Genomic DNA, 17,772 nt, shown 5'->3' with positions numbered 1-17,772 from the left:
ATGCTAACGAGCAAAACGCTTTTGACCATTATTGTGTAATAAGTTCTGAGTTCCTTACTAATAATTAACCTCATAGATACGTAAATTATTAGTTAAGCCATGTCGAATAAAACACCATTACTCACTGTCATCACACCTATGTTTAATGCAGGTGCGATGTTTGAGTCTTTCATGCAGTCGCTGCTGGCACAAACATTAACCTCGCTGGAAATCATCATCGTCGATGATGGTTCCACTGACGGTTCGGGTGCCTGTGCTGACGCTTATGCGCAGCAATACCAACATGTTGAGGTCATCCACCAGGCAAATGGCGGCGTATCACGCGCCCGCAATGCCGGCTTAGCGTTGGCACGTGGCAAGTATGTTTCGTTTCCGGATGCTGACGACACCATGGATCCGGCGATGTATCAAACGCTGGTTGAGATGGCAGAACGCGATAATCTCGATGCCGCACAGTGCAATGCGGAGTGGTTTTTTAAAGCCAGCCAGCAAGTGAAACCTCTGATTCCGCTCGATCGCCTGACCAGCACCGAGGTGCTGAGCGGTCCAGAGTGGCTCAACAAAGCGCTGCAAACGCATCGTTATATGCATGTGGTGTGGTTAGGAATTTACCGCCGCGAATTAATCGAACAGATAAAACTCGATTTTGAGCCAGGCCTGCACCATCAGGACATTCCCTGGACCACCGAGTTCATGCTGAATGCCAAACGGGTGCGCTATACCGACCAGGTGCTGTATTGCTATTACATGCATGATGCCTCTATCAGCAACCGTAAGCGCACCGGTCAGCGCAACGTGGAATATCAGCGCCATTACCTGAAAATTGCGCAATTGCTGGAAGAGATCAATGCACGCTATCGCCATAAAGTGAAAATCTACCCGGCGTTTCACTACCAGATTACCCATGAGGCACTCAGCGTTTGTCACTGTATTCGCCGTGAGCCCGACGAGTCCGCACGCCAGGCGATGATTGCAGACCTGTTTGCCACGCAAACGCACAAACGCATGTTGCGTAACGCGCGCGGCGTACAGCAGTGGTATCAGCTGCTGTTATGGCTGAGCCGGATTTATCGCTGGCGCAGGAAATAAGCGCTACGCCTGGCTTTCACGCCTGTGGGGTTTGCCCTACAATCAGCTGACTGAATTCTGAGATCATTTGAGTATGGCAAGTCCGATTCCAGACCCATTTGCGGCGAAAAACATTCTATTAATCAAGCTACGCCATCATGGCGATATGCTGCTGACTACGCCGGCGATCAATGCGCTTCGCCAGCGCTATCCACAGGCCAACATCGACGTTCTGCTCTATAAAGAAACCTCTCCGATGTTGGAAGCACATCCCGCTATTCGCCAGTTACACATTATCGATCGCAACTGGAAGAAAGAGGGTGGCTGGCAGAAATTCCGTCATGAAATGGCACTGATTTCCGCAGTGCGCGCCTGCCATTACGACATCGTGATTAACCTCGCCGACCAGTGGCGTAGCGCCATCATTACCGGACTTTCTGGCGCACCGGTGCGCATTGGTTTTGCTTTCCCCAAACGCAGCCAGGCTTTGTGGCGCTGGATACATAACCAGCTGGTGAGTACCGACGATCATAACCAGCTGCATACGGTTGAGCAGAATATGGCCGCGCTCAGGCCGCTGGGTATCAGCGCAGCCGGCGCCAAAGCCTCAATGCATTTCAGCGCTGCCGACCAACAGAAAGTGCAGGATGTGCTGGCACAGCATGCAGTAAATTCCCCGTTTATTGTGCTTCAGCCCACTTCACGCTGGCTGTTCAAATGCTGGGAAGATGAAAAGGTGGCACAGTTGATTGATGCACTCGCCGCCGAAGGTCGCATTGTGGTACTGACCGCTGCGCCGGACCAGAAAGAGCGGGCGATGATCGCCAATATTCAAGCGCTGTGCCATAGCCCTAATGTGGTGTCTTTGGCCGGTGAACTCTCCTTGCCGCAGCTGGCTGCACTTATTGATGCCGCACAGCTGTTTATCGGCGTGGATTCTGCGCCAATGCACATGGCTGCCGCGCTGGAGACGCCCTGCCTCGCGCTGTTTGGCCCAACCAAACTGCAGCACTGGCGACCGTGGGGCGAGAACAACCGCGTGATTTGGGCCGGTGATTATGGCCCGCTGCCGTCACCAGACGCGATCGATACCAATACGCAACAGCGCTATCTTTCTGCCATTCCCGTTGAGGATGTGATTGTGGCCGCCCGGAGTTTTTTGCATGAGTAAGTTACGCCTGGCTATCGTCCGGCAGAAATATCGTCCAGATGGCGGTGCCGAACGTTTTATTTCACGTGCACTGGAAGCGCTGGACAGCGAGCAGCTCGATCTCAACATTATTACCCGCAGCTGGCAGGGCACGCCGAATCCGGCATGGCATCTGCATATCTGTAATCCGGCTAAATTCGGCCGCATCTCGCGTGAGCGTGGTTTTGCGCGCGCCGCACGCGCCTGCTGGGAGCGGGAAAAATTCGATATTGTGCAGAGCCATGAGCGCATTGCCGGGTGCGATATCTTCCGCGCTGGCGATGGCGTACACCGCGTATGGCTGGAACAGCGCGCGCGCATTGTGTCGCCCTGGCAGCGTTTAAGCGCCAGCCTAAGTCCTTATCATCGCTACGTATTGCAGGCGGAAAACGAGATGTTCAACGCACCGTCGTTAAAGGCGGTGATCTGTAATTCAGAGATGGTGAAGCAGGATATCTTGCGCAACTTCACGCTCGATGCTAGCAAGATCCATGTGATTCATAACGCCATTGATAGTCAGCGCTTCCAGCCTGCCAGCGAAGCATTGCGCCATGCAGCCCGCCAGCAGCTGAAGCTGCCGCAAGAGGCGACGGTGATGATTTACGTCGGCTCGGGTTTTGAGCGCAAAGGACTGAAGGCGGCGATTGAAGCCGTGGCGAAAAGCGATCGCTATCTGGTGGTGGTTGGTCAGGATAAGCAGCTGTCGCGCTACCAGCAGCTGGCTAATCAGCTTAATTGTCTGGAGCGTTTGCGCTTTGTCGGCGTGCAGCAAGATGTGCAACCGTTCTACCATGCGGCTGACGCGCTGCTGCTGCCAACGCTTTATGATCCCTTCCCTAACGTGGTACTGGAAGCGATGGCCTGCGGGCTGGCGGTGATCACCAGCACCGGCTGCGGCGGCGCGGAATTTATCACCGCGGGGCAGGAAGGTTTTGTCTGCGATGCATTAGATATCAACGCGTTAAACGAAGCAGTAAAAGCCACACCGGCACTTTCACACAATTCTGCCATGGGCGAAGCTGCACGGCGCAGAATTGAACCTTTTGGTCCGCAGCGACTGGCGCAGGCGCTGACTTCACTTTATCAGCAGGTGCTGCAAAGCCGCTGATGAAGGGGTATGAGCAGGTGGCTAGTTTCTGATAACATGCCGCCTTTCATCTGTTTTTTGACGCGATTCTGTCGTAACGGTAACTATGACGACTCTATACACAGCCTTGCTCTACCTGATTCAGCCACTAATCTGGCTGCGCCTGTGGCTGCGCGGTCGAAAAGCACCGGCCTACCGTAAACGCTGGGCAGAACGCTACGGCTACTGTAGCGGCAAAGTCCTGCCACATGGCATTGTGCTGCATTCCGTTTCCGTCGGCGAAACGCTGGCGGCGGTGCCGCTGGTGCGCGCTCTGCGCCACCGCTACCCAACGCTACCGATTACCGTCACCACCATGACGCCAACCGGCTCTGAGCGGGCGCAATCAGCGTTTGGTAAAGACGTGCACCACGTTTATTTGCCTTATGATCTGCCAGGCTCGATCAATCGTTTCCTCGATACCGTCGACCCGCGACTGGTGATCATCATGGAGACCGAGCTGTGGCCAAACATTATTCGCATTTTGCATCAGCGCAAAATTCCGCTGGTGATTGCCAACGCGCGCCTGTCTGAACGCTCGGCCAAAGGCTACAAAAAACTCGGTGGCTTTATGCGTGATTTGCTGCAACGCATTACGCTGATTGCCGCGCAAAACGCCGAAGATGGCGATCGTTTTCTCAGCCTTGGTCTGAAACGTTCGCATCTGACCGTTACGGGCAGCCTGAAGTTTGATATCTCGGTGACGCCAGAGCTGGCGGCCAAAGCGGTGACGCTGCGTCGTCAGTGGGCGTCGCGCCGTCCGGTATGGATCGCTACCAGCACTCATGAAGGCGAAGAAGCGATTGTGCTCGATGCCCATCGCCGCCTGTTGCAGCAATTCCCGGATCTGCTGCTGATTTTGGTGCCGCGCCACCCGGAACGTTTCAAAGATGCCTGCGATCTGACGCAAAAACGCGGCTTCAGCTTTACGCTGCGCAGCAGCGGTGAAATTCCCTCAAGTTCCACACAAGTGGTGATTGGCGACACTATGGGCGAATTGATGATGCTGTACGGCATTGCTGACCTCGCCTTTGTTGGCGGCAGCCTGGTAGAGCGCGGTGGACATAATCCGCTGGAGCCGGCGGCGCATGCCATTCCGGTGCTGATGGGCCCGCACATCTGGAACTTCAAAGATATCTGCGCCAAATTGCAGCAGGCCGAAGGGCTGATTACCGTCACTGACGTGGTATCGCTACAGAAAGAAGTCGCGAACTTGCTGCAGGATGACGATTATCGCCGCTACTACGGCCGCCATGCTGTGGAAGTGTTGCATCAGAATCAGGGCGCATTACAGCGTCTGCTACAGTTACTCGAACCTCATTTACCGCCGCGAGCTCACTAACTCATGTCGCAACGCCAACGTCTCTCTGTGGTGATGATCGCTAAAAACGAAGCTGAACTGCTGCCGGAGGCGCTGGCTTCCGTCAGTTGGGCTGATGAGATTGTGGTACTGGATTCCGGTAGTACTGATAACACCGTACAGGTGGCACGCGATCACGGCGCGCAGGTCTTCCAGGCTGAAGGCTGGGAAGGGTTTGGCAAACAGCGTCAGCGCGCGCAGGCGCATGCGCAGGGCGATATGATTTTGATGATCGATGCTGACGAGCGCGTCACGCCAGAACTGCGTGATGCCATTGAGCAGGTTCTCATCCAGCCCGCTTCGGATAATGTTTACAGCCTCGGGCGCAGTAATCTGTTTCTTGGTCGGTTTATGCGCCACAGCGGTTGGTATCCCGACCGCGTAATGCGCCTCTATCCGCGCAAGCTCAATTACAACGACAACCTGGTACACGAATCACTCGAGACGCAAGGTGCGCCAGTGGTGAAACTGGTGGGCGATCTGCAACATCTAACCTGTCGTGACCTGATTGCGTTTCAGCGTAAACAGATGAATTATGCCGAAGCCTGGGCGCAGGAGCGTTTTCAGCGCGGAAAACGCTGCGGGCTGTTCTCCATCTTTAGCCACACGCTCGGCGCGTTTGTAAAAACGCTGCTGCTGCGCGCCGGTTTTCTTGACGGTAAACAGGGCTGGATTTTAGCGGTGGTCAACGCGCAGTACACCTTCAACAAATATTCGGCGCTGTGGGCGCTGCATCACACCTCAACACAAGGTCGCGTATGAGTACGAAAGCGATTTATCCCGGCACCTTTGATCCCTTTACCTTGGGTCATCTGGATATTGTGACGCGGGCAGCGAAGATGTTTAATCACATCGTTGTGGCGATTGCCGCCAGTCCGAGTAAAAAGCCGTTGTTCAGCCTGGATGAGCGCGTCGATATGGCGCGTCAGGTCACTGCGCATTTATCGAATGTGGAAGTGATTGGTTTCAGCGATTTGATGGCGAATTTTGCCCAGGCACAGAACGCTAACGTGCTGGTGCGCGGTTTGCGTGCGGTATCAGATTTTGAGTATGAGCTGCAGCTGGCGCAGATGAATCGTCACCTGTTGCCAACGCTGGAGAGTGTGTTTCTGATGCCGTCAGAAGGTTTCTCCTTCGTCTCTTCTTCGCTGGTAAAAGAAGTGGCGCGCCATGCCGGTGACGTGCAGGCATTTCTGCCTGACGTAGTGCACAAGGCGTTACTGGCGCGACTGGCTCAGCCTTAACTCAGTGCTGGCAGCGTGGGCACCAGAAGGTACTGCGCTGGCCATGCTTGCCGCTGACAATCGGCGTACCGCAGGCTCGGCAAGGCTCACCGGCGCGACCATAAACCTGCAGCTCCTGCGCGAAGTAGCCGGGTTTACCGTCGGTCTGCAGGAAATCACGCAGCGTGGTGCCGCCCTGCTCAATCGAGCGCAGCAATACCGCTTTGATGGTGTTAACCAGCAGTTCCGCTTCCTCCTGACTCAAACTCATCGCTGAACGATCGGGCAAGATCCCGGCGGTAAACAGCGACTCGCTGGCGTAGATGTTCCCGACGCCCACCACAACCTTGTTATCCATCAGCCACTGTTTAATCACCGTGCGTTTGCCGCGCGACTTTTCAAACAGGTATGAGCCATCAAATTCGCTGCTTAATGGCTCTGGTCCAAGATGCGCCAGCACACTGCTGCCTGCAAGGTCATTGCTCCACAGCCAGGCACCAAAACGCCGTGGATCGGTGTAACGCAGCACTTTGCCGTTGCTCATCACCAAATCGACGTGGTCATGTTTGGCTGCGGGCTGTTCGCCGGGTAGCACACGCAGGCTGCCGGACATGCCGAGGTGAATGATGATCCAGCCATGCGGCAGTTCGAGCAGCAGATATTTGGCGCGACGCTGCACACTCAATACCGGTTGGTCGCTTAATGCGTGAATTTCATGCGAGACCGGCCAGCGCAAACGGGGATTACGCACTACCGCATGCAGAATCGTGGCACCAACCATGTGGGGTTCGATACCGCGACGACTGGTTTCTACCTCAGGTAATTCAGGCATCTCATCTCCTCAACGAATCGCAGAAACAAAAAACCCGGCCGAAGCCGGGTTTTTCTCAGAACACTAAAATTACTTAATTTTAGCTTCTTTGTAGAGAACGTGCTGACGTACAACCGGATCGAACTTTTTCAGTTCTAATTTCTCTGGTTTAGTACGTTTGTTCTTCGTGGTGGTATAGAAGTGACCTGTACCAGCAGAGGAAACCAGCTTGATCTTCTCACGAATACCTTTAGCCATGATTCAGTTCCTTAGTACTTCTCACCACGGGCGCGGATTTCGGTCAGAACCGTATCGATGCCCTTTTTATCAATAACACGCATACCTTTAGCAGATACACGCAGAGTAACGAAGCGCTTTTCGCTCTCAACCCAGAAACGGTGAGAGTGCAGGTTCGGCAGGAAACGGCGTTTCGTCGCGTTCATTGCGTGGGAACGGTTGTTACCCGTTACCGGACGCTTTCCAGTTACCTGGCAGACTCGTGACATTTCTATTCTCCAAAAATCAAATCAGCTCGAGCTTTAAAAACTAGGTTTTGGCCGCCTCGTCAGGCCTTAGCCCGCCCAGGCGAGTTCCATGTGAACCCGCTAAGCTGGCCCAAACGCCAAACCCGAGATTCTCAAAGGTGGCGTAGTATACGCCGCTCAGCCTGAGTGCTCAAGTCCCGAACAGATAAAGATCCCTCTGGATCGCGCAAAAATGCCTCATTTCTGTTCAATTGAATCGCTGAATTACAACCAACCACGCTCAGCGAAAGAGGTAAACTCGCCGTGACCGATCACCAAATGATCAAGTAAACGGATATTAAGCAGCGCGCACGCCTGGCCAACTTTACCGGTGATATCACGATCTGCCCGGCTGGGTTCGGCAATGCCGGAAGGATGATTGTGCGCCAGAATGACGGCCGCTGCGTTGAGTTTCAGGGCCTCGCGCACGATTTCACGCGGGTGCACCTCCACGCTGGCAATCGACCCTGAAAACATCTTCTGCGCCTGTAATACGCGATGCTGATTATCAAGGAACAGTGCCATAAACACTTCCCGTTCCTCATGCGCCAGCACGCTCTGCAGGTAATGGCGTGTCACCTGTGGATTTTCCATCACATTTTCTCGCGCCAGCTGGCTGGCAAAGAAACGCCGTCCCAGTTCCGCTATCGCATACAGCTGCGTCATCTTAGCGCTGCCCACGCCCTTAATCTGTCCAAGCTCCTGCTGGCTGGCCGTCATAATGCGATAGAGCGAGCCAAACTCGTTCAGCATCTGATGCGCCAGCAACAGCACGCTGGTGCTGCTGGTACCGGTGCGCAAGAAAATCGCCAGTAACTCCGCATCACTCAACATCTCCGCGCCCATTAACAACAGTTTTTCCCGTGGTGCCAGTTCCGTCATGCGTTGTTCTCCCTGCGTTGTGGCGATTCTGCGCCTCTGCCACTCGTCGTGCCAGCAGACAAAACGCGATTTCAGAGGCGGCTCGCAAAGGCCGCAGGCAGTGAAAAGGCGAGCTACCGATTTTGTGATAAAGTTGCCTGCATCTGCCGCCATTAATGCGGCAATCTGCTTTAAGTTGAGGCGAAGAACATGACGGGATTAGCCGGTAAAAAAATTCTGCTGGGCGTGAGCGGCGGCATTGCCGCGTATAAAGCACCGGAGTTGGTGCGTCGACTGCGCGATCGCGGTGCAGATGTGCGCGTGATGATGACCGAAGCGGCCAAAGCCTTTATTACGCCGCTGAGCCTGCAGGCGGTCTCCGGTTATCCGGTATTTGATGACCTTCTCGACCCAGCAGCAGAAGCAGCAATGGGCCATATTGAACTGGCGAAGTGGGCTGATTTGATTGTGTTAGCCCCCGCAACTGCCGATCTGATTGCCCGCGTCACCGCCGGCATGGCGAACGATCTGGTCACCACGGCGTGTCTCGCCAGCGATGCGCCTCTCGCGATTGTTCCCGCCATGAATCAGCAAATGTACCGTGCCGCGATAACCCAGGAGAATCTGCAGCATCTGCATCAACGCGGCGTGCTGATTTGGGGACCCGACAGCGGCAGCCAGGCCTGCGGCGATATTGGTCCTGGCCGGATGCTCGATCCGCTGGCGATTGTGGCGTACGCATTAGAATGGGCTGCGCCCGTCAACGATCTGCAACATCTTAACATTATGATCACCGCCGGCCCAACCCGCGAAGCGCTCGACCCGGTGCGTTATATCAGCAATCACAGCTCAGGTAAGATGGGCTTTGCGATTGCCGCCGCCGCGGCAAAACGCGGTGCGAAGGTGACGCTGGTAGCGGGCCCGGTTGCGCTTTCAACACCGCCAGGCGTGCAGCGCGTAGATGTCGATAGCGCGTTAGAGATGGAAGCAGCAGTGATGGCGCAAATCGGGCAACAACATATTTTCATTGCCAGCGCAGCCGTGGCAGACTACCGGGCGGCCACGATTGCCGCAGAGAAAATCAAAAAACAGGGTGGCGATGATAACGTCACGCTGCAGTTGGTGAAGAACCCCGATATTGTCGCAGGCGTAGCGGCGTTGCAGGAAAATCGCCCTTACGTTGTGGGATTTGCTGCTGAAACCCAGAATGTGGAAGAATACGCGCGGCAAAAACGGGCGCGAAAAAACCTCGATCTGATTTGTGCCAATGATGTGGCGCAGGCGGGTCAGGGCTTCAATAGCGACACCAATGCTCTTCACCTTTTTTGGCAGGAAGGAGAGAAAGTCTTACCGCTCAGTGATAAGACGCTCCTTGGCCAACAATTAATAGACGAGATTGTCAGCCGTTATGATGAAAAAAATCGACGTTAAAATTCTTGATGCACGCGTGGGCAACGAATTTCCGCTGCCAACCTATGCAACCTCTGGTTCCGCTGGTCTCGATTTGCGCGCCTGCCTGGATGACGCACTGGAAATCGCACCGGGCATGACCACGTTGGTACCAACAGGCCTGGCGATTCACATCGCCGATCCTGCGCTTGCCGCCGTCATTCTGCCGCGCTCTGGCCTTGGCCATAAACATGGCATCGTGCTGGGCAATCTGGTCGGTTTAATCGACTCCGATTATCAGGGACAGCTGATGGTTTCCGTCTGGAACCGTGGTCAGGACAGCTTCACGCTGCAGCCGGGCGACCGTCTGGCGCAGCTGGTCTTCGTGCCGGTGGTACAGGCCGAATTTAACCTGGTGGAAGATTTTGACACCAGCGACCGCGGTGCGGGCGGATTCGGTCACTCAGGCCGCCAGTAACACGCGACACTTTTCGCTTAGCCATCTTTTTATTTCTTGTCGCCACGGGCCGCTTTGTCTGTGGCAGATGAGGCAGTATTGCCTGTTTTTGGTGAATTTCAGGGGTGTTGAAGGTCATGGCAGAAAAAAAAGTCGCGAAACGGAATCGTCGCGAAGAGATTTTGCAGGCGCTGGCGCAGATGCTGGAGTCGGGCGATGGCAGTCAGCGCATCACCACCGCGAAGCTGGCAGCCAATGTAGGCGTTTCAGAAGCGGCGTTGTACCGCCACTTTCCCAGCAAAACGCGGATGTTCGATAGCCTCATCGAGTTTATTGAAGACAGTCTGATTACCCGCATCAATCTGATCCTGAAAGATGAAAAAGAGACGCTGACGCGACTGCGTTTAATCGTGCAGCTGATTCTGGGATTTGGTGAGCGTAATCCGGGGCTGACGCGCATTTTGACCGGCCACGCACTGATGTTTGAACAGGATCGCCTGCAAGGCCGTATCAATCAGCTGTTTGAACGTATTGAAGTGCAGCTGCGTCAGGTGATGCGCGAGAAGAAAATGCGTGATGGCGAAGGTTTTCAGAACGATGAAACGCTGTTGGCGAGCCAGCTGCTGGCGTTCTGCGAAGGATTGCTGTCGCGCTATGTGCGTTCCGAATTCCGTTTTCGCCCTACCGCGGATTTCGATAGCCGCTGGCCGCTGATGGCTGCGCAGTTGGTTTAAAAGAGCAGATCAGCATGAATGCCGACCCTACACTGTAGGGTTGCCATTCATGGCAACCTCATTACCGAACGCACAATTGCCGAATAATTAAATCCCGTACTCTTTGCGATACGCGCGCACTTTCGCCAGATGGTCAGCCATCTCTGGCTTCTCTTCCAGATAATCAATCAACTCAGCCAGCGTAATAATGGCGGTGACTTTACACTTGTAGTCACGCTCCACTTCCTGGATGGCTGAAATATCGCTGCGACCACGCTCCTGACGATCCAGCGAAATCAGCACACCCGCTAAAGTCGCGTTATGCGCGCTGATAATATCCATCGATTCACGAATCGCGGTGCCGGCGGTAATCACATCGTCCACCAGCATCACTTTGCCTTGGAGCGGGCTGCCCACCAGCAAGCCACCTTCGCCATGATCTTTGGCTTCTTTGCGATTGAAGCAGTAAGGCACGTCGCGCTCGTGATGATCGGCCAGCGCCACCGCGGTGGTGGTGGCAATGGGAATGCCTTTATACGCCGGGCCAAACAGCAGGTCGAAATCAACTCCGCCATCCACCAGTGCCTGCGCGTAGAAACGGCCCAGCAGCGCTAAATCGCGGCCGGTATTAAACAATCCGGCGTTAAAGAAATAGGGGCTAATACGACCCGACTTTAGGGTGAACTCACCAAACTTCAGTACCCCTTTGTTCAGGGCGAATTCAATAAACTGACGCTGCCAGGCTTTCATTTCTCACTCCTCAAATAAAGAAAAGGCGACTCTAAGGTCGCCTGTTACATCAATTCGCTAGCGCTGCTTTTTGCGCCTGAATCAACTGCTCAATGCCGCCTCGCGCCAGCGCCAGCAGCTGCAGTAACTCTTCGTGGCTGAACGGTTCACCTTCTGCGGTGCCCTGCACTTCAATCATGCGACCATCCTCGGTCATCACCACGTTCATGTCAGTTTCAGCGGCGGAATCTTCCACGTATTCCAGATCGCACAGCGCTTCACCGCCCACGATGCCGACGGAAATTGCCGCCACCATACCTTTCAACGGGCTGGCTTTCAGTTTGCCTGCGGCAACCAATGCATTTAACGCATCAGCTAATGCCACGCAGGCACCGGTAATAGAAGCGGTACGCGTGCCGCCATCGGCCTGAATCACGTCGCAATCCAGTGTGATAGTAAATTCACCTAAGGCTTCCAGATCCACTGCGGCGCGCAGTGAACGCGCAATCAGACGTTGAATCTCCAGCGTACGTCCGCCTTGCTTACCTTTAGCCGCTTCACGCGCCATGCGGCTGTGGGTAGAACGCGGCAGCATGCCATATTCCGCGGTAATCCAGCCCTGGCCTTTGCCTTTAAGGAAACGCGGCACGCTCTCTTCAACGGTGGCGGTGCACAGCACTTTGGTTTCACCGAACTCAACCAGCACAGAGCCTTCTGCATGTTTGGTGTAGTGACGAGTAAGGGTGACGGGACGTGTTTCTGATGCACTACGGCCTGCTGGACGCATGGTTTCTCTCCGGCTTGCTTAGGTTTGGCTGCGCATTATACGGACTTCATGCGCGGCTGTCCTGCCCGCGATCGGCGCAATCCCGGATGAAATTCCGCTGTGGCTGTGGCTAAATGCGCGTTTCCTCCCTAAAAAAGATAAACGATGATAGCGATACTGCATTTTCTGCTGGCGCTGGTGGTGATCTTTGCCCTTGCGCTGTTGGTCAGCCATGACCGCAAACGGATTCGTCCGCGTTTTATTATTCAACTGCTGATCGTAGAAGCGGCGCTGGGTTGGTTTTTCCTGCATTCTGCCGGTGGCCAATCCGTGGTTACCGCCGTCGGCGGCTTCTTCGAAACCTTGCTGACCTATGCCGCTCAGGGTACCAACTTTGTGTTTGGCAATATGGCCGATCAGGGCCTGGCATTTATTTTCCTCGGCGTACTGTGCCCGATTGTGTTTATTTCTGCCCTGATTGGTATTTTGCAGCACTGGCGTATTCTGCCGCTGCTGATTCGTTTCTTTGGCACGCTACTGTCGAAAGTGAACGGCATGGGCAAGCTGGAGTCCTTTAACGCCGTCAGTACCTTGATTCTCGGCCAGTCGGAGAACTTTATCGCTTATAAAGGCATTCTCGGCGATATCTCCGCACCGCGTATGTACACCATGGCCGCAACCGCGATGTCGACAGTTTCTCTGTCGATTGTCGGGGCCTATATGTCGATGATTGATGCCAGATATGTGGTTGCGGCGCTGCTGCTCAACATGTTCAGCACCTTTATTATTCTGTCGATCATCAATCCGACGCGTCCGGAAAATGAAGAACAGATTGCGCTGGATAAGCTGCACGAAGATCAAAGTTTCTTTGAGATGCTGGGGGAATACATTCTCGCCGGTTTTAAAGTGGCGATGATTATCATGGCAATGCTGATTGGTTTTATCGCGCTGATTGCGGCGATAAATGCGCTGTTCGCGGCGGTATTCGGCTACAGCTTCCAACATCTGCTTGGTTATGTGTTCTATCCGTTTGCGTGGCTGGTGGGTATTCCGTCCGCCGATGCGCTGCAGGCAGCCAGTATTATGGCGACCAAGCTGGTGGCGAATGAGTTTGTCGCGATGATTGAGCTGAAGAAAGTCGCCGCTGAGATGACGCCACGCGGGCTGGGCATTCTGTCGGTGTTCCTGGTATCGTTCGCTAACTTCGCCTCTATCGGCATTGTTGCCGGGGCGATCAAAGGTCTGAATGAAAAGCAGGGCAATGTGGTCTCACGATTTGGCTGGAAGCTGGTTTATGGCTCAACGCTGGTGAGCCTGCTCTCTGCCGCATTTGCCGGGCTGTTTATCTGATGATAAAGGGCGGCTGAGCGGCCGCCCTTTATTTAAAACGCCACGCACACCAGTGAATCAACACGCATTACGGATTCCTGCTCGAAACGCTTTTTATAGATGTCACGTAATCCGTTAATACTCTCCGAGCTGCTGTGATCGGGATGGTGAATCAGCATCAGCGCCTTACTGTTTTCTCGCGCCAGCTTACCGTTTTCGCCCAGCCACTGTCCCTTCGCGTCATATACCGACAGCCCGTCTTTGAAGCGCGGAGTCACATCGTTATCGACAAATTGTTGCCACTCAAGGCTGCTCACCGTGCCGCCTTTTGGCTTATTCATGCCAAACCACAATGTCGTTTGCATCATGACTTCACCAGAACCGCATACTGCTACGGGTGCCGTGTTGGGCGGAATTTGTTCACGCGGTGTCGAAGGCGCCTGACATCCAGCGAGCAGGAAGGTCAATAAAACCGGGAGAGCCACAGAGCGGAACATCACTTCATCCTCAAGATGTGAACCAGCGCTAAGCATAAGTGCCTGTCGCCAAAAGCGGAAATTTTTTGTTATTCAAGCTTATGTACGCTTATGCCTGTTAGCGTCGAGCCTGCCTCGCTATACTTCATCCAACATTTCTGAAAATGAGAAGACGATTATGATCCGCAGTATGACCGCTTACGCCCGCCGCGAAGCCAAAGGCCACTGGGGCAGCGCCGCCTGGGAGCTTCGTTCTGTTAACCAGCGCTATCTGGAAACCTATATCCGTTTACCGGAACAATTCCGTGGTCTGGAACCTGTCATCCGCGAGCGTATTCGCAACCGTCTGACGCGCGGTAAAATCGAGTGCTATTTGCGCTATGACGCCGATGCCAGCGCGCAAGGCGAGTTACAGCTGAATGAGTCGCTGGCAAAACAGCTGGTGCAGGCTGCCAACTGGGTAAAAATGCAGAGTGATGAAGGCGCGATCAACCCGCTGGATATTTTGCGCTGGCCGGGTGTGATGTCAGCCGAGGAGCAGGATCTCGATGCGATTAACGCCGAACTGCTGGTCGCGCTGGATGGCGCATTGGATGACTTTATCGAAGCGCGTGAAAGCGAAGGTACCGCGCTGAAAGCGATGATCGAACAGCGCCTGGAGGGCGTATCGCAAGAAGTCAGCAAAGTGCGCGCGCAGATGCCAGAAGTCATTAAATGGCAGCGCGAGCGTCTGGTGACCAAGCTGGAAGAAGCCGAAGTGCAGCTCGAGAACAATCGCCTTGAGCAAGAGCTGGTTATGATGGCGCAGCGCACCGATGTTTCGGAAGAGCTGGATCGTTTGGATGCGCATGTGAAAGAGACCTACAACATCCTGAAGAAGAAAGAAGCCGTTGGCCGCCGTCTCGACTTTATGATGCAGGAGTTCAACCGCGAGTCGAACACCCTGGCATCGAAATCCATCAATGCCGAGATCACCGCATCAGCGATTGAACTGAAAGTTTTGATCGAGCAGATGCGTGAGCAGATTCAGAATATCGAGTAACATGCTTTTCGAAAAGCCCGCAGCATAGCGGGCTTCTTAGGTATAGATGACAGGTAAAGGCGTTGCGGTTTACTCATAAGCTACGTAAGCCAGAGCGCTATTTTTCGCGGTTAGCGTTAAATAAGTGTCAGCAATCATAAAAAATCTTTTCAGAATTGACTTTAAGCGAGCAAACATCACCGTTCAACCTTATGAAACCCTGCTATTAAGCTACTGATATTCAAAAATAACTATCCACCAGATAGCCATTAAACTACTCATAGTCGCTGCATCAACAACTTCTCTTAATCTTAAAGATTGTGGAGATCGCGTTTCTTTGACGGCACTATTTGTTAATCTACTGGTCGTAATTAGAACAGTTGTACCGCCAGGAACTCATGGACTCTCTTCTTTGTGCGATACATTTTCCCGACATGAAGGCGTTATGACGAAATCCAGGCAGTTCCGATCCACTCTTCTGCATCCTCGCTACTGGTTTACCTGGTTTGGGCTAGGTGTTCTGTGGCTACTGGTGCAACTTCCCTACCCTATTCTTATCCGGCTTGGTGCTGGCGCTGGCAAACTGTCTCGCCATTTCCTGCAGCGCCGTGAACGCATTACTCGCCGCAACATTGAGCTGTGCTTCCCCAATATTGAAGAAGAACAGAAAGAGGCGATGATCGCGGGCAACTTCGCCTCGCTCGGGATGGCACTGGCAGAAACCGGCATTGCCTGGTTCTGGTCGGACGCGCGCGTGCGTCGTTACTTCAAGGTCAGCGGCCTTGAAAACCTGCAGAAGGCGCAAAGCCACCAGCGTGGTGTGATGGTTATCGGTGTGCATTTTATGTCGCTCGAACTGGGCGGACGGATTACCGGTTTGTGTCAGCCGATGATGGCGATGTATCGCCCGCACAATAATCAAGCCATGGAATGGGCGCAGACTAAAGGTCGTATGCGTTCGAATAAAGCCATGATTGATCGCCGTGATTTGCGTGGCATGGTGCAGGCTCTGAAAAAAGGCGAAGCCGTTTGGTTCGCACCCGATCAGGATTACGGCCCGAAAGGCAGCGTGTTTGCGCCGCTGTTTGCGGTGAAACAAGCGGCAACGACCAACGGTACTTTTGTTCTGTCACGCCTGGCGAAACCGGCGATGCTGACTATCGTGCTGATTCGTAATCAGGATAAAAGCGGTTACCAGCTGATTATTCAGCCAGAACTGGAAAATTATCCTTATGAGGATGAAGCCGCAGCGGCTGCCTACATGAACAGAGTGATCGAAAAAGAGATCCTCCGTGCGCCCGATCAGTACCTGTGGCTGCATCGTCGCTTTAAAACGCGTCCGCCGGGTGAAGCTTCTCTCTATATCTAATCTTCCGAGGCAGCAGGTTTTGGCCTGCTGCTCATTCTGCTCCGCTCATCGTTGGCCCCACTCGTACCAAACTCGTTAATCAACCTTTGCCGCACCTTGTTTGCCGAAAAGAGAATGCTGGCAATGGGTTAGGCTAGCGGCTGGCATTCTGCTGCGCATTGTTTAATGATGGTCCGCACTTGTCATTACCTGCGGACTATTATGATGGAACAGAATATAGCGGCTGGCTGGCTGCGACCGTTGATTGCCGACCGGCTCACTCCTTACCTTGAAATTGATGCGCCGCGCCTGCAGCGCAATCTGCATCAGATGCAGCAAAAAGCCGATGCCGCTGGCGTCGCGCTGCGCCCCCATATCAAAACCCATAAAAGCGTCTGGATCGCTGAGCAACAGCGAGCACTTGGCGCGCAGGGCATTACCGTTTCTAAGCCGAGTGAAGGCATCGCCTTTATTCTCGGTGGTGAACGCGATCTGCTGCTGGCTTATCCGATAGTGCAAGCCGACACACTGGCCGAAATGTTAGCGGTTGCCGCACAACACCAGGCGCGTATTACCTGCATTGCTGATTGCGCAACTGGCGTTGCGGCGATTACTGCGGCGCATCAGCGTCAGCCCGATTGCCAGTTAGCGATAGCGATTAAGGTGGATGTCGGCCTGCATCGCATTGGTATCGATCCCCACAGCAGTGCCGCCATTACGCTGGCGCAGCAAATTCAGGATGCAGGTCTGCCGTTTGCCGGATTGGTTTCTCATGCAGGACATGCTTATGGTGCGGGCAATGCCGTTGCCATCGCGGAAATTGCACTGCAGGAAATTGCACTGATGCGCGATGTGCAACAGCGCCTGATCGCCGCCGGATTTGCTGACTGCGCGATTTCGGTTGGTTCAACACCAACGGCGTTAGCAGCTCCGATAGCCGATGGCTGTGATGAAATCCGCCCCGGCAATTACGCGCTGCTGGATCTTACCGCATGGCGTTTGGGTCTGTGTGCGCCGGATGAATTGGCATTGAGCGTGGTGACACGCGTCGTCGCAGTTAATCCGCACTTCGCCATTATTGATGCCGGCTCCAAGATGCTCAGTTCGGATAAAGGTCCGCACGGCACCAATGCCAGCGGATTTGGCATCGCGGTGGATGAGCAAGGCAATCACTATGAAGTGTTGAAGCTGTCGGAAGAGCATGGCTTTCTGCAATATGGCGATCAGGCGCCGCCTGTTGGCGCACTGCTGCGTATATTCCCTAATCACAGCTGTGCAGTGGTGGCGCAGTCCGATCGCTTCGTGCTGCGTCAGGCTGATGGCAGCAGTGAAGAACGGGATATTCAGGGGCGCGGCAAGTTCATCTGATTACAGCATTCTCA

20 protein-coding genes are annotated in these 17,772 nt (G+C 54.1%); 13 read left to right on the top strand and 7 right to left on the bottom strand.

The features are described from left to right. The first annotated feature begins 99 nt into the window (after nt 1-99). The 6 genes from PMI17_RS01295 to coaD all read left to right on the top strand — a co-directional run bounded on the left by PMI17_RS01295 (nt 100) and on the right by coaD (nt 5,987). On the top strand, nt 100-1,089 hold the full coding sequence (locus tag PMI17_RS01295) for a glycosyltransferase (RefSeq protein ID WP_071531029.1): 990 nt from the start codon (nt 100-102) through the stop codon (nt 1,087-1,089). Nucleotides 1,090-1,162: 73 nt separating this feature from the next. Next, nucleotides 1,163-2,239 carry a putative lipopolysaccharide heptosyltransferase III gene (rfaQ, locus tag PMI17_RS01290; protein ID WP_007885306.1) on the top strand — a complete coding sequence of 359 codons (1,077 nt, stop codon included), beginning with the start codon at nt 1,163-1,165 and terminating at the stop codon, nt 2,237-2,239. Beyond that, nucleotides 2,232-3,365: a glycosyltransferase family 4 protein gene (locus tag PMI17_RS01285; RefSeq protein WP_007885305.1), complete on the top strand. Its 1,134-nt coding sequence runs from the start codon at nt 2,232-2,234 to the stop codon at nt 3,363-3,365. The genes rfaQ and PMI17_RS01285 overlap by 8 nt, the downstream gene beginning before the upstream one ends. Before the next feature lie 85 nt (nt 3,366-3,450). Then, the gene (gene waaA / locus PMI17_RS01280; RefSeq protein ID WP_007885304.1) at nt 3,451-4,725 is read left to right on the top strand and encodes a lipid IV(A) 3-deoxy-D-manno-octulosonic acid transferase; all 1,275 of its coding nucleotides are present in this window, start codon (nt 3,451-3,453) and stop codon (nt 4,723-4,725) included. Nucleotides 4,726-4,728: 3 nt separating this feature from the next. Beyond that, a complete protein-coding gene (locus PMI17_RS01275; RefSeq protein ID WP_007885303.1) occupies nt 4,729-5,505 on the top strand; it encodes a glycosyltransferase family 2 protein in 777 nt (258 codons plus the stop codon). Then, nucleotides 5,502-5,987 carry a pantetheine-phosphate adenylyltransferase gene (gene coaD / locus PMI17_RS01270; protein ID WP_007885301.1) on the top strand — a complete coding sequence of 162 codons (486 nt, stop codon included), beginning with the start codon at nt 5,502-5,504 and terminating at the stop codon, nt 5,985-5,987. Before PMI17_RS01275 ends, coaD begins: the two co-directional genes overlap by 4 nt. Before the next feature lies 1 nt (nt 5,988). Here the strand turns inward: coaD and mutM are convergent, their stop codons facing one another. From mutM to radC, 4 genes are all read right to left on the bottom strand, one after another. Beyond that, nucleotides 5,989-6,798, bottom strand: coding sequence for a bifunctional DNA-formamidopyrimidine glycosylase/DNA-(apurinic or apyrimidinic site) lyase (gene mutM / locus PMI17_RS01265; protein ID WP_007885299.1), 810 nt, complete (start codon nt 6,796-6,798; stop codon nt 5,989-5,991). A gap of 69 nt (nt 6,799-6,867) precedes the next feature. Next, nucleotides 6,868-7,035 carry a 50S ribosomal protein L33 gene (rpmG, locus tag PMI17_RS01260; RefSeq protein ID WP_003024094.1) on the bottom strand — a complete coding sequence of 56 codons (168 nt, stop codon included), beginning with the start codon at nt 7,033-7,035 and terminating at the stop codon, nt 6,868-6,870. Nucleotides 7,036-7,046: 11 nt separating this feature from the next. After that, nucleotides 7,047-7,283 carry a 50S ribosomal protein L28 gene (gene rpmB, locus PMI17_RS01255; protein ID WP_007885297.1) on the bottom strand — a complete coding sequence of 79 codons (237 nt, stop codon included), beginning with the start codon at nt 7,281-7,283 and terminating at the stop codon, nt 7,047-7,049. A 243-nt stretch (nt 7,284-7,526) separates the two neighbouring features. Then, nucleotides 7,527-8,183 carry a DNA repair protein RadC gene (radC, locus tag PMI17_RS01250; protein WP_007885296.1) on the bottom strand — a complete coding sequence of 219 codons (657 nt, stop codon included), beginning with the start codon at nt 8,181-8,183 and terminating at the stop codon, nt 7,527-7,529. 189 nt (nt 8,184-8,372) lie between these two features. Here radC and coaBC point away from each other — a divergent pair, with 189 nt between their 5' ends. From coaBC to slmA, 3 genes are all read left to right on the top strand, one after another. After that, entirely contained in the window at nt 8,373-9,593 is a 1,221-nt protein-coding gene (gene coaBC / locus PMI17_RS01245; protein ID WP_007885295.1) for a bifunctional phosphopantothenoylcysteine decarboxylase/phosphopantothenate--cysteine ligase CoaBC, read from the top strand. Beyond that, nucleotides 9,571-10,029 (top strand): dUTP diphosphatase, encoded by a 459-nt coding sequence (gene dut, locus PMI17_RS01240; RefSeq protein ID WP_007885294.1) that lies wholly within the window; start codon nt 9,571-9,573, stop codon nt 10,027-10,029. Before coaBC ends, dut begins: the two co-directional genes overlap by 23 nt. Before the next feature lie 116 nt (nt 10,030-10,145). Continuing rightward, nucleotides 10,146-10,742, top strand: a complete 597-nt coding sequence (gene slmA / locus PMI17_RS01235) for a nucleoid occlusion factor SlmA (protein ID WP_007885293.1) — start codon at nt 10,146-10,148, stop codon at nt 10,740-10,742. An 87-nt stretch (nt 10,743-10,829) separates the two neighbouring features. On the opposite strand, the gene pyrE is transcribed toward slmA, so the two are convergent. After that, nucleotides 10,830-11,471, bottom strand: a complete 642-nt coding sequence (pyrE, locus tag PMI17_RS01230) for an orotate phosphoribosyltransferase (RefSeq protein WP_007885291.1) — start codon at nt 11,469-11,471, stop codon at nt 10,830-10,832. A 49-nt stretch (nt 11,472-11,520) separates the two neighbouring features. Then, entirely contained in the window at nt 11,521-12,237 is a 717-nt protein-coding gene (rph, locus tag PMI17_RS01225; RefSeq protein WP_007885290.1) for a ribonuclease PH, read from the bottom strand. A 144-nt stretch (nt 12,238-12,381) separates the two neighbouring features. Here rph and PMI17_RS01220 point away from each other — a divergent pair, with 144 nt between their 5' ends. Continuing rightward, nucleotides 12,382-13,566, top strand: coding sequence for a NupC/NupG family nucleoside CNT transporter (locus PMI17_RS01220; protein WP_007885289.1), 1,185 nt, complete (start codon nt 12,382-12,384; stop codon nt 13,564-13,566). A 32-nt stretch (nt 13,567-13,598) separates the two neighbouring features. On the opposite strand, the gene PMI17_RS01215 is transcribed toward PMI17_RS01220, so the two are convergent. Continuing rightward, nucleotides 13,599-14,042, bottom strand: coding sequence for a DUF3574 domain-containing protein (locus PMI17_RS01215; RefSeq protein WP_036619897.1), 444 nt, complete (start codon nt 14,040-14,042; stop codon nt 13,599-13,601). 157 nt (nt 14,043-14,199) lie between these two features. Between PMI17_RS01215 and PMI17_RS01210 the strand changes: the two genes are divergently transcribed. From PMI17_RS01210 to PMI17_RS01200, 3 genes are all read left to right on the top strand, one after another. Next, nucleotides 14,200-15,063, top strand: a complete 864-nt coding sequence (locus PMI17_RS01210; protein ID WP_007885282.1) for a YicC/YloC family endoribonuclease — start codon at nt 14,200-14,202, stop codon at nt 15,061-15,063. 424 nt (nt 15,064-15,487) lie between these two features. Continuing rightward, nucleotides 15,488-16,411, top strand: coding sequence for a kdo(2)-lipid IV(A) palmitoleoyltransferase (gene lpxP, locus PMI17_RS01205; RefSeq protein WP_007885281.1), 924 nt, complete (start codon nt 15,488-15,490; stop codon nt 16,409-16,411). A gap of 204 nt (nt 16,412-16,615) precedes the next feature. Beyond that, nucleotides 16,616-17,758: an alanine racemase gene (locus tag PMI17_RS01200; protein WP_369751403.1), complete on the top strand. Its 1,143-nt coding sequence runs from the start codon at nt 16,616-16,618 to the stop codon at nt 17,756-17,758. Nucleotides 17,759-17,772: the final 14 nt, after the last annotated feature.

The organism is Pantoea sp. GM01, from assembly GCF_000282675.1.
GTDB classification, from domain to species: domain Bacteria; phylum Pseudomonadota; class Gammaproteobacteria; order Enterobacterales; family Enterobacteriaceae; genus Pantoea; species Pantoea nemavictus.
Note: the sequence above shows the minus strand (reverse complement) of the source record. Positions and strands in the feature narration are given on the sequence as shown.